Here is a 13,987-nt window from a genome sequence, read left to right on the forward strand (position 1 = left end):
TGTTTAAGTGTAATAATTCACAATGTATCTATAAAACGTTTATGAATTATCGAGACAAATTTCTTCTTTTCTACTTCGCTTTTTAAATCCAGGCTTAGAACTAAATCTCCTAGGTTATCGTCAAAAAGAAAAAGAGATGCAGAAGCAACCCATTGTATAAAAAAGCGCCTAGTTCTCAGTGTCTAAGAAATTTGGTTTTTAAGTAGAGATGCAACTTGATTGTTGAAAGGGAAATTCCTCTGTCTCACTTCTTCCTTTAACCTTTCTAGTGCTTTTAATGCCTCCACCTTTAATTCTTTTGAATACCCATATTTAATACTATTTACTTCAAATTCATCCTCATCAACGACTGTCCATTGGATATTCTTCTCTTGAATAAAATCTAAATCTAAATCAACAAAACTTATTTCTTTGTTATTAAATAAGGAAGGTTTTGCTACATTGCAATAAGTAGATACAACTTTTCCATCTTCAACTTCCATCGCAGCTGTGAACCATTCTTTCAAGGAAAAATACTCTAATGAGGTATTATCAATAGTAAAAACATTACTTTTGGTATGGTGAATTAACTTGCGGCCTGGTTTGCAAAGGACAAGTAAATAATCAGAGGTGTGATGAATCAATTCGCCTTCCCATTCATAGTGAAGAATATTAGGGAATTTAAGAGCTTTAATTTTTACAACATTACTCAATTTAATCATCCTAAAAGAAATTCTCCTAACTATTTCGCCTAATCATTGGAAATTTCCTTCTTAAAATAACCCGCCCCTTTAGTGCAATAAGAAAAGCCGCCTGAGTTGGCAGCCGGATCTTAAAGTAATGCACCCTTTAAGTTAAGTACAATATTTCACAATTATCCTTGGGTAAAAGCTATACGGGAACACTCACTATGCTAAAAGTTAACTTTTTTTCCTTTAGTTTATATATTGAGCCAAAACATTAAAAAATTTAAAAAAATCCATTAGCCTTTTCTTTATCCTTTTTTAGCAGTATCCCTATAAAAGACCTTTGATTTTCACCTCTTTGCTGCTATTGGCGGTTGTTCCATCCAACCCTTCTCAATCATAATCTTAGCTGCATCTTCAACAAATGCTCCAATTTTCATAAATGATTTAGTATAAAGTAAACCTACGTCACGCCTTCCGTTTACAGCGACTGAATTTCCAAACGCTCTTATTTTCATTGAAAACATATCCATTTTATGAAATAACATTAGCTTATCGGAAAAGGGGGAAAATAAAGAAGTTGTAACTAAATCGTCAAGAAAAGTTGGTGAAGGTAAATTTTCATCATGGAGTTTTTGGATATAGCTCTCAATATTTTTAGTCGTCATGTCCCTTCCTTTTTCAAACAATTGCCGAATATTTTCATCCTTTGCTACTTGAGCAAAAGCCATAATTAGAGCTTTACTAGTTACATTATTTTCAATATTATCGTAAAAATGGGCAATTTCTAATGCATGTAAAGGTCTTACATTTCCTAAGAAACCATTTAAAAAATCCTTATTAGCAAAATCCACTTTTTCCGGAATTGGAATTAAAGGAGGTGTTATGATAAGCCCTTTATTCATTAATATTCCTTTGATTTGATCCATTAAATCCATAGTAGAATCCATACAATATCTAAAAAATTCATTTACATCTTTTCTATATACAAGAGGTATTCCTACGTTATAAATACTCATCCCTGCTTTTGCTGCATATTTCAAATAGTGAACGTAGTATTCATCTTCAAATAAACGAGGAGCATTAAGGTTTACATCCTCCTCAGTAAAACCTTTAGGAACAGGGAAGTTCTCCTTTTCAAAAATTTCTTTAGTTATTTTCAAAAATTCTTCGGTTAATTTTAATGCATTTTCTAATAATTTTTTTATATTCTTATCCTCAACGTGTTGATGATAATAGCTTAGAATGCATTTTGCCATGCTGTTTCCCATATATGTAGCCCAGAGTTTACCCATTTCTGCTGATGTCAGTTTTTCAGTAACATTTGTTTTATATGAACTTAATTTAATCGGTTTAATCGAATGCATAGGGACTCCCCCATTCATTTTTTCTTTAGTATTAACTCAACTTGCAATCATATTCTGAGCTTAATTTTTATCGATATAACCCTCAAAAATTTGTTTCACTTTTTTCAACTAACCCGGCCCTTTAGTTTAAAAAGAAAAAGGGCAGCCGCAGCACCCCATTCTTATCGCAAGGGATCTTTTAGCTCATAAGTCAAGAAATGATAAACTCTCTTATCACTCTAATGTCTGGAGGGCTTATATTCGAAGGAATTTGATGAACATTAAAAATGCGTAAATCTTTTACCTTTTGGTTATCGACTCTAATTTCTCCGTCTTTCCTTACTTGTAATAACAACCATTATTCTTATCTAAAAGGATGACACTAGCTCCTGTTACAGCAAGAGTTTTCATGCGAAAGTAAAAAAATAAAAGACAGAGAAGCTCTCTGCCTTTTAAAAGGTATTACTATAAAATTGGAAGGAACAAACTAATCTACTTTTAATTCTCCTTTTAAAGTTCCGCTGTACTGATAATTCTCGCCAATTTTCACTCTGATTGTTTCTTTTCCGGTGAATGGATCTTTTTCGTCAATCGTAACGAGGATTGGCATGGTTTCATTTTTCTTCAACTTTACGGTGCCAGTAAAGCTCGCCCACCCTTTATAGGTTTGCAGGATTCCCAGTTTGTCGAGATTAATTTGGACATTATTATCTTTATCAATAATTTGAAGTTTTGCTTTAGATTGTGTTTGATCGGCTTGCTGATCTACCATAATATTAATTTTTGGCCCCTTTTTGGCTCCTCCTTGATTTTCATTGACGAGCTGGCCTTTAACGGAAACTTTATGTGCTTCATTCAGACTGATTGGCCGGCTAGGCATGTCGTAGCTTCGTTTTAGGGCTTTACCAGCCTGTACGCCTGTTGGCTCACTGTTTTTTATCGCAAACTGCCCATTAATAATTACATGCTCGATACCTTCTGCATACTGTTTTGGATTATCGAACGTAGCTTTATCCGTTACTGTAGTGGCATCAAACACAGTAATATCAGCTATCATCCCTTCGGCAATAAACCCGCGATCAACCATGCCAATGATATTGGCAGGAAGTCCCGACATTTTTTGAACCGCTTCCTCCAGAGATAATAACCCCTCTTCTCTTACAAACTTTCCTAAAACTCGAGGCTGAGTACCATACCTTCTTGGATGTGTGCTGCTGGAAACAGTAGCTCCGCCATCAGAAGCAATTGCGGTGGTAGGATTCTTAAGTATCCGTTCGAAATCCTCCTGGTGGCCGAAGAAGTAAATGGTTCTTATGCTTCCTTCTTTTTCGAGTATTTGCATGGTCGCTTCTCCAGGTGAAACCCCTTGTTCAGCGGCAATATCCGCTAACGTCGTTTGTTTTGTTGGGAAATAGACATCACCAGCATCACTCACCCGGCTTTGAATGGTCTCATGAATTTCTTCTTCAATCTGCCCTCTCATGGCAGGATCCGCAAAGCGATTTAGCATTTCTTCATGGCCGCCATCCTGGACCCACTGCGGAACAATGGCAATCAAGCCCGTTTGGCTGGCCAAATAAGGATACTGATCAGCCGCAGCAAAAGTTCCCCGTTTATTTGCATCCTGAATCAGCTTAATCGTCTCCAAGGATTTCCCCCAGTTGCTTGGTCCCATAACCTTCATATGTGTAATAACAGGGACAATCCCTGCATTTTCGCCAATTTCAATGGTTTCAGCTGTCGCTTGGAGAACATGGCTGCTTTCATTTCTGATATGATTCGGAAAGTTTGTCCTCCATTTTTCCGCGATACTGACAACGTCAATGACTTCCTGCATTTTTGCATAATTCCCAGGGGCGTAGAATAAACCTGCAGAAATTCCCCAGGCTCCTTTTTGGAGGGCTTCTTCTATCAGTGATTGCATATCGGTTATTTCTTCTGCAGTGGCACGGCGATCGTCAAACCCTACTACTTCTTCCCAAACCGAATTAAATCCGATGTAGCTTCCAATATTGATGGCAAGCCCCTTGTCTTCTAGCTCGGACAAATAGGAAAGATCAACCGGGCCTCCTCCATCCGGACTGATCAATTCCGTCGTAACCCCTTGAGTCAGTGAGCTTTTTGCCGTTGCAAGGACTTCAGTATCCGCATGGCTGTGCATATCAATAAACCCGGGTGAAACAATTTTACCTGATACATTGATTTCTGTTTTTCCAATTGCCCCGTCCAGGTTGCCAATTGATTGGATATACCCATCGGAAATACCAACATCAGCTGTATAGCGTTTGGATCCAGTTCCATCAATAATCGTCCCATCGTGCAGGATAAGGTCAAATTCCTGTTTGGTCTTCTCCTTTGATTGTCCGGTCTGCGGGTATCCTACACATACTATTCCTACAAGCAAAACAGCGGCTGACAATAGACACAGAAAACGTTTCCTAAAACTATTCACCTTATACCCTCCCTGTAATCTTCTTTAAAACGCAATAGCCGTTTTCGCCTCCTCATCCTGAATTTTAACAATCTAACATTAACACAATTTACTAATTTTTCTAATATTTCAGATAATAATTGATATCATATAACTATTGTATCTAAGATTTACTTCCTATTATCTCCCTAATGCTTTAGTTAATTAGTCCAGGTTCTTTTCTTAAAGATCTCTGTTACTAAATTGTTGATGCATTACCAAAGAAAAAGGGCTCGTTTATTAGATTTTTTAAAATCTCTAAAAACTATTAATTAAACAAAAAACCCCTAAATTATGGGGGGTTCCTCAAATGTTCTTCTTCAATTTACCTGTCCCTTTAGTTAAACAAAAAAAAGCCACCTAGTTTGGCAGCTGATCTGAACACAGTCACCCTCAATTGTAAAATGAGGATTAATATATCCCTTTCCACCCTATGATCTGATGGAATTCTTCGTGGTTTTCTGATTCCTATTTTTTTCCCATCTTTTTGCCATAAACATTATTAATAAGTCATACATAGCAAACAACGCAGTTAAGACAATAATAGCAGTAAAACCGTATTTATGCGGAACAATAAAATAAGTAACAATAAGTGTTAACCCAAAAATTAACCAACCAATATAATGCCATTTAAAGTATGACATACCTATCCCCTCCTAGTTTCTAAATTATTACACTTTATAGGGATCTTACCTGTGCTAAACATAATAAATAGTGTAAAAAAGCCGCTTATAAACAAATTAACAATAATTTACTCCTTAAGATTAATTAGACGATTAAAACGATAAAAGGTATCATCATTGCCCCAAACTAACAAAAATTAATTTTTTCCTTCTTAAACAAACCTGCCCCGTTAGCATAATTACTAATGCTCCTAATCAATATGCTATAATTTGGAGGGAGAAATGAAGATAGAGGTGACAATCCTTGGCCATACATGTCGTACTATATCAGCCGGATATTCCGGCAAATACTGGAAATATTGCCCTTACTTGCGCTGCAACGGATACATCCTTGCATTTAATCCGGCCACTGGGCTTTTCAACAGATCCAGAAATGATAAAACGGGCAGGCTTTGATTTCTGGGAATCCGTGAACATAAAGTATTATGATTCAATGGATGACTTTTTTTCACAAAACCATGGCGAGTTTTACTATATTGAAACCTTTGGTGAACAGGCACATTCATCCTTTGATTTCAGCGATGCATCTAAGGAACATTATTTTATGTTTGGAAAAGAAACAACGGGCTTGCCAAAAGACTTACTGGAAGACAATAAAGATCACTTTTTAAGAATACCCATGAATGATAATGTCCGTTCACTCAACCTTTCGAGCACAGCTGCAATATTAGTGTATGAGGCTCTGCGGCAGCAGGGATTTCCCCAACTGAAATAAAACATCTTCCTCGCTGGGAGATGTTTTATATTTGCACTCTTATAAAAGACAAATCCCAATTCTTAAATTATGCATCTGTTTTAGACTGAATGCTGATTTTCTTTCTTGTTCCTGGCAATAAAAACAGCTAATAAATTACACCCAGCCACAATTAAACCTCCCTTTTAATAACTAATGTATGAGATTGATATTAATTCGTTTAATGTAGCATAAATCAATATCCCCTGCATCTATACTAACAATATTCCAAACACTAAAAAACAGAGGGACATCTGGGTTCCTCTGTTTTTTCCAATAAACTTATAATCCCTTTTTTAACTTCTCCTCCATCAGCTGGGCCATTTGCTTAGAATTAAGATCATTCTCTTCATAGAGTTTATGAAATATGTTTTGATAGTCTCTTTCATTACGGTTCTGGCTTAGTTTATTGGCAGCTTGGATTTCCTGTACTTTAATCTTGAATCCAACAATTCCTTTTAGCTGCTGTTCTAAAAGCTCCGGAGAAAGCTTATCCCATAAGACAGGATCCTTGCGATGCTTTTCATATTTTTGAAGCAGCATGGCCAGGCCCCTCTTTAATTCCTCTTCGCTCAGAATACTCGCTTGACCATATACATGGACAGCCTGATAGTTCCATGTCGGGACATTTTCTTCCTCATACCAGGAGGAGGAGATGTAAGCATGTGGCCCCTGGAACATAGCCAGTACATCTTCAGAGGCAGTAAATGTTCTCCATTGCGGGTTCCCATATGCCATATGGCCTGTTAAATAATAAATATCTCCTTCTTTCATTAACTGCAATGGCAGATGCGTAGCAATGGGTCTTCCTTGTTTTGCTGTGACCATCGTGCCAAACGAGTTGCTTTGAACAAACTCCCAAATTTCATCCGCATTTGTGACTTTATAGTATTTTGGAATATACATAACCATCCGCCCTTCGAAAAGATTATTTGAGAATCTTGGCCATTATAAAATCCGTTTGTTCTTCATCACCCATATAAAAGGAGTGGGCTCCCGTTTGGACAAACCCCATTTTCTTATAAAAGGCAATTGCCTTTTCATTTTTTTCCCATACACCCAGCCAGATTTTCTTTTTATTATGTTCCATCGCAGCTTCCAGGGCTTTATTGAACAGATATTTACCAAGCCCCTGTTTCTGAAATGGGCTTCTGATATAAATCCTCTCGATTTCGAGTGCTTCATCGCCCATTTCTTCAGTCTGAGCCTCATCGATATTGACCTTTAAATACCCAGCAGTCTCGCCATTAAATTCAACAAAGCAGAACTGTGAGGAAGATTGAGATAGTTCAGTTTCTAATTGCTTTAGGTTAAATGCCTTTTCCAAATAGGCTTCCATATTTTCGGGCGAATTCTGTTCTTTAAACGTCTCATTAAAGGTTTCATAACTAATTTCCTGAAGTCTGCTTAAATCTTCAAGCGTACATTTTTTCATATTAATAGTCATTATGCCACTCCTTTAATAATTTCTCTTGTTTCCCTTTTTCACATATTCCCAGTCTTTCTCCACATTTTTTCTAACTCTTTGAAGCAGCTTGAAAATGGTTTCTGCCTCTTTCTCGGAAAATCCCTCTAAGCAAATCGCATTGGAATATTCATGTTCTCTTTTTATAAAAGGAAAAGCTTTTTTCCCTTTCTGTGTTGGGAAGAGCTTCCTGATTTTCTTGTTCTGTTCATCATCTTTCTTTTCTATAAAGCCATTCATTTCAAGCTTTTTAATCGCACGGGCTGCCGTTGTCCGATCTACTTTTATCATCTCAGCTAACTTTTCCTGAATAATTCCAGGATTTTCACATATTCGCACAAGGTACAGATACTGCCCTTTTGTAAGGTCAAGCTCTTTAAATTCAATATTGCTTATGGAATCCAGAGCCCTCGCGATCATGCCAATTTCACGGAGAATTTCCAGCGTACTCAGCTCCTTAATATATTTTTTGTTGTAAATGCAATAATAATGCCATATATTTAATCTAACCTATTTTTGTTGCATTTGCAATAAAATATTCCAATGGTTCAATTGTCTTTGGAAATTTATTAACCGAAAGAGCAAACTTTCACCACAATAAACAACCTAACCACCCAAAAGCATATGCTAAAATAGATAAAGATGGGAGGTGTTTATTTGCCGGATTGGTCGTATCATCCTATTTTTAAGCCCATACTTCAAAAGCTGCCGCCTTCCTTCAGCAGGGAGTTTATCCATCGCGGAATGAGCATGATTCATCCAGCCGTATAGGGGAAGGATTAATCGAATTTCTTGGTCATTTGGAACCCTCCAGCAAGCTTGCGAAAAATGTATTTGGCGTTCATTTTTCCACTCCAGTCGGACTAAGCGGCAGGATTGATCCTCAATTATCGGGGATGAAGGCTTTTCAGAATCTGGGGTTTGGTTTTATCGAAATTGGGCCCGTTTCCATTCGAGGGTCATCAGAAGAACTATATGCAGACCCGAAACAAGAGAAGATACATAGATTAACTGACTCTTCCGTAGAGTTAACGGCTGCTAAGACACAGTTGCTTTCACTAAAGAAAAAGAAGATTCCGCTTCTTATAAACGTTGAAGGTACTTATCAAGAGGCAATCCAAATTTGTGAAGAATTGCTTCCTTTTAGCGACGGATTTATTTTGGGCAGCCATACTTTTCAATCAGCGAGTCAATTTAATAAATTTAAATACGAATTAAATAAACCTATCATCCTTTCTATTTCACAGGATGATACTCTCAGCCTGGACTATAGCCCGGACGGAATTCTTCTTACTGGCAATGATTCACTGGAAGAACTCATTCATAAGCTTGCAGCTCTCAGGAAGCTGTACAGCGAAGATTTGCCCATCATCACTACAGGCTGTGTTAAAGAGCCTTCAGATGCTATTAAACTGCTTGAAAACAGAGCTTCTTTAATCATGTTAGGTGATGAGTACATTTTCACTGGACCCGGATTGCCGAAGAGGATTTATGAGGCCTATACCAGCACATTCAACATGGAGCCTGTCGAAGCGGAGGGATGGCGCTGGTACTGGCTTTTTGGCTTAGCTATTGCCATTGCAGGGTTCATTGCCCTGTTCTTCAGCATGACTTCGGTGATCCTTCCCTATGATGAAAGATTTCTGGGGATCTTTAGGAAAGATATTATTTATTTTAACCCTGCCATTTTATACTTTATGGCTCATGACAGAATGACGCTTTCAGGAACGATGATTTCTGGGGGAATCATCTATATGCAGCTTGCCAGGCATGGAATAAGAAATGGTCTCCACTGGGCAAGAAAAGCAGTAAATATAGCAGGAACTATCGGCTTCCTGGGAATTGTCCTGTTTATTGGCTACGGTTATTTCGATTGGCTCCATGGGCTGTTTTGGCTTATTTTACTGCCCTTGTTTATTTTGGGTTATGCAAAAACAAGAGCGGCAAATGCATCCCCCGCCAGTTCAAACCTTTCCAACAGTCCGCAGTGGAAACTGAGCTTATTCGGCCAGCTTTGCTTTGTGATACTTGGGTTTTCATTAGCTATTGGCGGAATGGTCATTTCCGTCATTGGAGCTTCACATGTATTTGTACCGACGGACCTTGCTTATCTTTGTCTGACTCCGGAGGCTCTGAACGAGTTTAACGATCGGTTGATTCCTGTGATCGCACATGACCGTGCGGGATTTGGAAGTGCGCTTTTAAGTGTGGGCTTGCTCGTCTTGATGCTGGCTTTATGGGGAATCCGCGAGGGGGAAAGATGGGTGTGGTGGTCCTTCACCATTGGGGCCATTCCGGCATTCGCCGCCGGGATCTTAACTCATTTTTTTATTAACTATACGGATTTTATCCACCTGCTTCCTGCTTACTTCGCATTGCTTTTGTATGTGATTGGAGTCATCGCAACCGCCCCTTTTTTATTAAAAAAATAGTGGCTGCAAATAAAAACCGGGCGGTGCCAGAGCTGGACACTACCCGGTTTTCAGTATATTTATCACTCTTTAACAGCCGATTCTTCACCTGTCTGATTTTCATTATGGGGTTTCACTCTCTTAATAAAGAAAGCAAGTATGAGTGCGATCACCGCAATCAATGCAGAAATGAAGAAAGTGAAATTAATGCCATGCAGCATCGCTTCATTCATGATTTGCTGCTGCATGTCAGCTGCGGCTTGTGCAGATGGCTGAGCTGCACTGGCACTCATATTGGCCAGTGTGTCAGAAGCCAGTTCCTCTGCTTTTTCTTTCGTGCGGTTGTTCATGACGGTAATCAGCAGCGCGGAGCCAATGGCGCCGGATACCTGCTGCAGCGTATTATTCATAGCGGTTCCGTGCGGATTATTTATCGCCGGCAGCTGATTCAATCCATTTGTCATGACAGGCATCATGACCATTGACATCCCGAACATCCGAAAGGTATACAGCAGAACAAGGGTAGAATAGGCCGTATTCATGCCGATTCTGCTGAAGTAATAAGATGTTACAACGGTAATGGTCAGCCCAATCACCGCCAAAACTCTTGCCCCATACTTATCAAAGAGTTTCCCTGTAATGGGAGACATAATCCCCATGACAATCGCTCCCGGAAGCATCAATAGACCCGAATCCATTGGTGAAATTCCGCGGATGGTCTGTACATAGATGGGCATCAAAATCATCGCTGAAAACATGGCGACAGCTATCACAATTGAAATGGCCGATGAGAGGGCAAACATCGGATATTTGTAGATGCGAAACTCAAGCATAGGATCATCCATTCGAAGCTGACGGACTATAAAGGTAACTAAAGCAAGTGCCCCAATCGCAATCGTGCCGTACACGAGGGGACTAACCCATCCTTTTTCCCCTGCTGAACTAAAGCCATAAAGCAGCCCGCCAAATCCGATGCTTGATAATACCAGCGAGATGAAATCAAGCTTAATCGCTCTCTGCGGTGTGATATCTTTTAATTTAATGACTGCAAAAACTACGGTTATCAGGGCAATTGGCAGAACAAGGTCAAATAACATTCTCCAGCTGTAATGTTCAATCAGCCATCCTGAAAGAGTCGGCCCAATCGCTGGAGCCGTAATCATGACAAGACCAAACATCCCCATTGCTGCCCCTCTTTTTTCAACCGGAAATGCGGTAAGCATGACATTCATTAATAACGGCATCATAATCGCGGATCCTGAAGCCTGAATCATCCGAGCTCCTAATAACACACCAAATGCAGGCGCAATACTGGCCAGGAATGTTCCCAAAGTAAATAATGCCATGGCTGTAATAAATAACTTTTTATCAGAAAATCGCTGAATGAAGAACGCACTCGCCGGGATTAAAATCCCGTTAATAAGCATATAGCCTGTAGACAGCCATTGTACGGCAGTTGCATTCACATCGAACTCTTCCATAATGGATGGGAGGGCAACGTTCAGCAATGTTTCATTCAATATCGCAACAAAAGCCCCGATAAATAAAATGGCGATCATGCCATATGGCGGTTTGTTTTGAACCTCATTGGTTTCCTGCGACATATAGAATCAATCCTTCTTTCTATGTTAAATATAGATTTGTTTATCGGATACACCCAACCGGGTCAGACCTGAATGAAGCCTTCCCGCAAAACGTTTTGCAAAAACGGGCTCGGTGCCCCTGCGCTGTAAAGCTGCAAATCATGCATAGCTCTGGTGCAGGCGGTGTAGAAAACTCGGCGCAGGCTTTCATCACCATAGACATACTCGGACGCATCATAAATGATGACAGCATCAAATTCGATGCCCTTGGACAAATACGACGGTACGACCACCACTCCTTGTTCATATTCAGTCGAGTTGCTTTTCAAGAGTTTAATTCCATCGATGCCGGACAAGGCCTCATATGCACGTAAACTTTCTTCAGCCGATTTGCATATGATCGCAATACTTTTAAACCCTTGGCTTCGTAAATCCGCGACTTTAGAGGCGATGCAGCTGTGCAGCTCCACGTGACCGGCTACTTGTTTCAGCTCGGGCCGCTTGCCGCTGCGATCAAAAGGGATGATCCTTTCGCCGTTTGGTACAAGTCTTCGTGTGAATTCTATGATCGGCTTTGTGGAGCGGTAGCTTCGTGCTATATTAATCACTTCTGTTTCATCCGGTCCGTATAGGCTGACAAGCGGATGAAAATCAGCCATTTCGCTGGCATGGGCAAATATCGCCTGATTAAAGTCGCCGAGCACCGTCATCTTGGACGCAGGAAACAGACGTTTTAGAAACTCAAATTGAAAAGGCGAGTAATCCTGTGCCTCATCAACGACGATGTGTTTAATCGAACTGTTCGTCTGGAATCCTTGAATCTGCTCCTTCAGATATAAAAACGGGGTAGCATCTTCATAAAGCAGGTGATCTCTATCCAGCATTTCAAGCGTCATCCGGCAAATTTCTGTCCATTCCGCTGGAGTCTCCCCTTCTATCCACTGTTTGATCTGGATGGGATCAGCAAAAACCTGCGTGTATATCCCCTTAAAATCAACAAAACGCAACGCCCGGATTCGTTTTCGCAGCGGCTTCAGCTTTTGCCGGACAATCAACCGGGCTAACGCTTCAGGCTCGATTTCATAATCATGAATCGAATCTCCTTTAAAGCCTCGTTTTTTCGCGAGATAGGCATGTGCCTTATGATATTCCTCATTGCTGAGCAGCTCGATTTCCTCCTGTACCCACGGCTTATTCCGTTCAGCCTTTTCAGCTTCTTTGATTAGCTTAATGAGCCAATCCATCAGCTTTTCAAGTCTGTTATGAAAACGTAGTGAAGTGTCACTGCTATAAAACCTCTCTGCCATTTGCTGCGCGGAAACAATCGGCTTTCCTCTGAAGATTATGTCCTTAAATAGCATTCCAGATAACTCCAGCGACTTCAGGTATGCATGGATCGCCTCAAAAAAGCGGGCCGATGCTTTGAATTGAATGCCCGCAACCCTTGCCCTGCAGGAAGGGGTATTGGATGCTGTTAACACATATTCCAGCTGCCCGTATGGATTTTCAACTTCAAACTCTTTACTCAGCCGATGGTCCAAATATTCCTGGAATGTGACCTGCTGCATATTCTCTTCACCGAGTTCCGGCAGCACATTGGACACGTAACTGTTAAACATTGAATTAGGCGAAAACAAAATAATTTGCTCCGCATTTAGATTATCCCGATCTTTGTACAGCAAATAAGCAATCCGCTGCAGGGCAGCCGATGTCTTGCCGCTGCCAGCCGCACCGTGAACAATGAGCAGCCTTCCGCGATCATGACGGATGATCCGGTTTTGATCCTGTTGAATGGTAGCTACTATATTGTGCATATGTTTATCAGTACCCTTGCCCAGAGCCTCCTGCAGGATCTCATCGCCAATGGTGAGACTTGTATCGAACATGGACTGAAGAACGCCGCCGCGGATAAGATATTGCCACTTCTTCTCCAATGTGCCCTGGATAGTGCCTCCGGGTGTTTCATACTTAGCGGGACCGGGCTGGTAATCGTAGTAGACACTCGAGATCGGTGCCCTCCAATCGTAAATAAGGAAATTTTCACCGCTGGCATCCCTCAGCGAGCTGATGCCAATATAGATTTGTTCCTGATTTGATGAGCCCTCTTCCATAAAATCAATCCGGCCGAAGTAGGGAACCTCCTCCATCCTGCGCAGCGTGGACAAGCGCTTGGATGCATGTCTATGAGTGCTTTGGCTGACCGAAAGAGCTTGAGCCTCCTGCCTCAACCCGATAATGGTCTCCAGGTAATCATCGAAGGTATCAATATTCACCTTGACTTCATCCCAAAAGTGTTTGCGTATATGAACCACTTCGTTTTTACGCCTGGAGGTTTCTTCTTCCAATCTGCTGACTTCCTCCGCAATTGTCCCCATGACACTGTCCAATCGTTTTTGCTCCTGCTGAAGTTTCGAATTCATAGCAAACACTCCTTAAAAAAATTTATAAAAGGGTTGACAAACGAATTGATTGCATTATATAATTAAGATAGGGAAAATATATTTAAATTTTATTACATAATGCGCATCTATATAAATTTACCACAGGGTTACATTTTTTTCAATGGTATTTACTTAATTCTTTGACTTCTGACAGAGCCGTAATTAACGTTTCCAATGTTAATTACGGCTC

At 40.2% G+C, this 13,987-nt stretch carries 10 protein-coding genes and 1 pseudogene; 2 read left to right on the forward strand and 9 right to left on the reverse strand.

Annotated elements, in window-relative coordinates; genetic code table 11:
• Window positions 1–182: 182 nt before the first annotated feature.
• The 4 genes from QUF73_14010 to QUF73_14025 form a co-directional block, all read right to left on the reverse strand.
• Complete coding sequence (locus QUF73_14010) at window positions 183–692, reverse strand: DUF402 domain-containing protein (GenBank protein MDM5227316.1); 510 nt, start codon at window positions 690–692, stop codon at window positions 183–185.
• A 323-nt stretch (window positions 693–1,015) separates the two neighbouring features.
• The gene (locus tag QUF73_14015; protein MDM5227317.1) at window positions 1,016–2,032 is read right to left on the reverse strand and encodes a DUF3231 family protein; all 1,017 of its coding nucleotides are present in this window, start codon (window positions 2,030–2,032) and stop codon (window positions 1,016–1,018) included.
• A 466-nt stretch (window positions 2,033–2,498) separates the two neighbouring features.
• A complete protein-coding gene (locus tag QUF73_14020; protein MDM5227318.1) occupies window positions 2,499–4,463 on the reverse strand; it encodes a D-aminoacylase in 1,965 nt (654 codons plus the stop codon).
• Between the two features lie 449 nt (window positions 4,464–4,912).
• Window positions 4,913–5,125, reverse strand: coding sequence for a hypothetical protein (locus QUF73_14025; protein ID MDM5227319.1), 213 nt, complete (start codon window positions 5,123–5,125; stop codon window positions 4,913–4,915).
• Between the two features lie 283 nt (window positions 5,126–5,408).
• Between QUF73_14025 and QUF73_14030 the strand changes: the two genes are divergently transcribed.
• Entirely contained in the window at window positions 5,409–5,879 is a 471-nt protein-coding gene (locus QUF73_14030; protein MDM5227320.1) for a tRNA (cytidine(34)-2'-O)-methyltransferase, read from the forward strand.
• Window positions 5,880–6,179: 300 nt separating this feature from the next.
• Here QUF73_14030 and QUF73_14035 read toward each other — a convergent pair whose 3' ends face one another.
• Genes QUF73_14035 through QUF73_14045 form a run of 3 tightly spaced genes read right to left on the reverse strand, consistent with a single transcriptional unit; the run spans window position 6,180 to window position 7,782 of the window.
• On the reverse strand, window positions 6,180–6,803 hold the full coding sequence (locus QUF73_14035; GenBank protein MDM5227321.1) for an FMN-binding negative transcriptional regulator: 624 nt from the start codon (window positions 6,801–6,803) through the stop codon (window positions 6,180–6,182).
• Window positions 6,804–6,825: 22 nt separating this feature from the next.
• Window positions 6,826–7,344 carry a GNAT family N-acetyltransferase gene (locus QUF73_14040; protein ID MDM5227322.1) on the reverse strand — a complete coding sequence of 173 codons (519 nt, stop codon included), beginning with the start codon at window positions 7,342–7,344 and terminating at the stop codon, window positions 6,826–6,828.
• Window positions 7,345–7,356: 12 nt separating this feature from the next.
• The gene (locus QUF73_14045; protein ID MDM5227323.1) at window positions 7,357–7,782 is read right to left on the reverse strand and encodes a MarR family transcriptional regulator; all 426 of its coding nucleotides are present in this window, start codon (window positions 7,780–7,782) and stop codon (window positions 7,357–7,359) included.
• Window positions 7,783–8,019: 237 nt separating this feature from the next.
• Between QUF73_14045 and QUF73_14050 the strand changes: the two are divergent.
• A pseudogene (locus tag QUF73_14050) lies at window positions 8,020–9,794 on the forward strand (dihydroorotate dehydrogenase).
• A gap of 62 nt (window positions 9,795–9,856) precedes the next feature.
• On the opposite strand, the gene QUF73_14055 reads toward QUF73_14050, so the two are convergent.
• The gene (locus tag QUF73_14055; protein ID MDM5227324.1) at window positions 9,857–11,377 is read right to left on the reverse strand and encodes a DHA2 family efflux MFS transporter permease subunit; all 1,521 of its coding nucleotides are present in this window, start codon (window positions 11,375–11,377) and stop codon (window positions 9,857–9,859) included.
• A gap of 62 nt (window positions 11,378–11,439) precedes the next feature.
• The gene (helD, locus tag QUF73_14060) at window positions 11,440–13,776 is read right to left on the reverse strand and encodes an RNA polymerase recycling motor HelD (protein ID MDM5227325.1); all 2,337 of its coding nucleotides are present in this window, start codon (window positions 13,774–13,776) and stop codon (window positions 11,440–11,442) included.
• Between the last annotated feature and the right edge of the window lie 211 nt (window positions 13,777–13,987).

Source organism: Cytobacillus sp. NJ13, assembly GCA_030348385.1.
Lineage (GTDB): Bacteria > Bacillota > Bacilli > Bacillales > Cytobacillaceae > Cytobacillus.

Excerpts from the sequence above, each read along its gene's own strand:
- QUF73_14035 (MDM5227321.1), bottom strand. The coding sequence starts at position 6,803 with ATGTATATTCCAAAATACTATAAAGTCACAAATGCGGATGAAATTTGG.
- helD (MDM5227325.1), bottom strand. The coding sequence starts at position 13,776 with ATGAATTCGAAACTTCAGCAGGAGCAAAAACGATTGGACAGTGTCATG.
- QUF73_14040 (MDM5227322.1), bottom strand. The coding sequence starts at position 7,344 with ATGACTATTAATATGAAAAAATGTACGCTTGAAGATTTAAGCAGACTT.
- QUF73_14045 (MDM5227323.1), bottom strand. The coding sequence starts at position 7,782 with ATGATCGCGAGGGCTCTGGATTCCATAAGCAATATTGAATTTAAAGAG.
- QUF73_14025 (MDM5227319.1), bottom strand. The coding sequence starts at position 5,125 with ATGTCATACTTTAAATGGCATTATATTGGTTGGTTAATTTTTGGGTTA.
- QUF73_14055 (MDM5227324.1), bottom strand. The coding sequence starts at position 11,377 with ATGTCGCAGGAAACCAATGAGGTTCAAAACAAACCGCCATATGGCATG.
- QUF73_14015 (MDM5227317.1), bottom strand. The coding sequence starts at position 2,032 with ATGCATTCGATTAAACCGATTAAATTAAGTTCATATAAAACAAATGTT.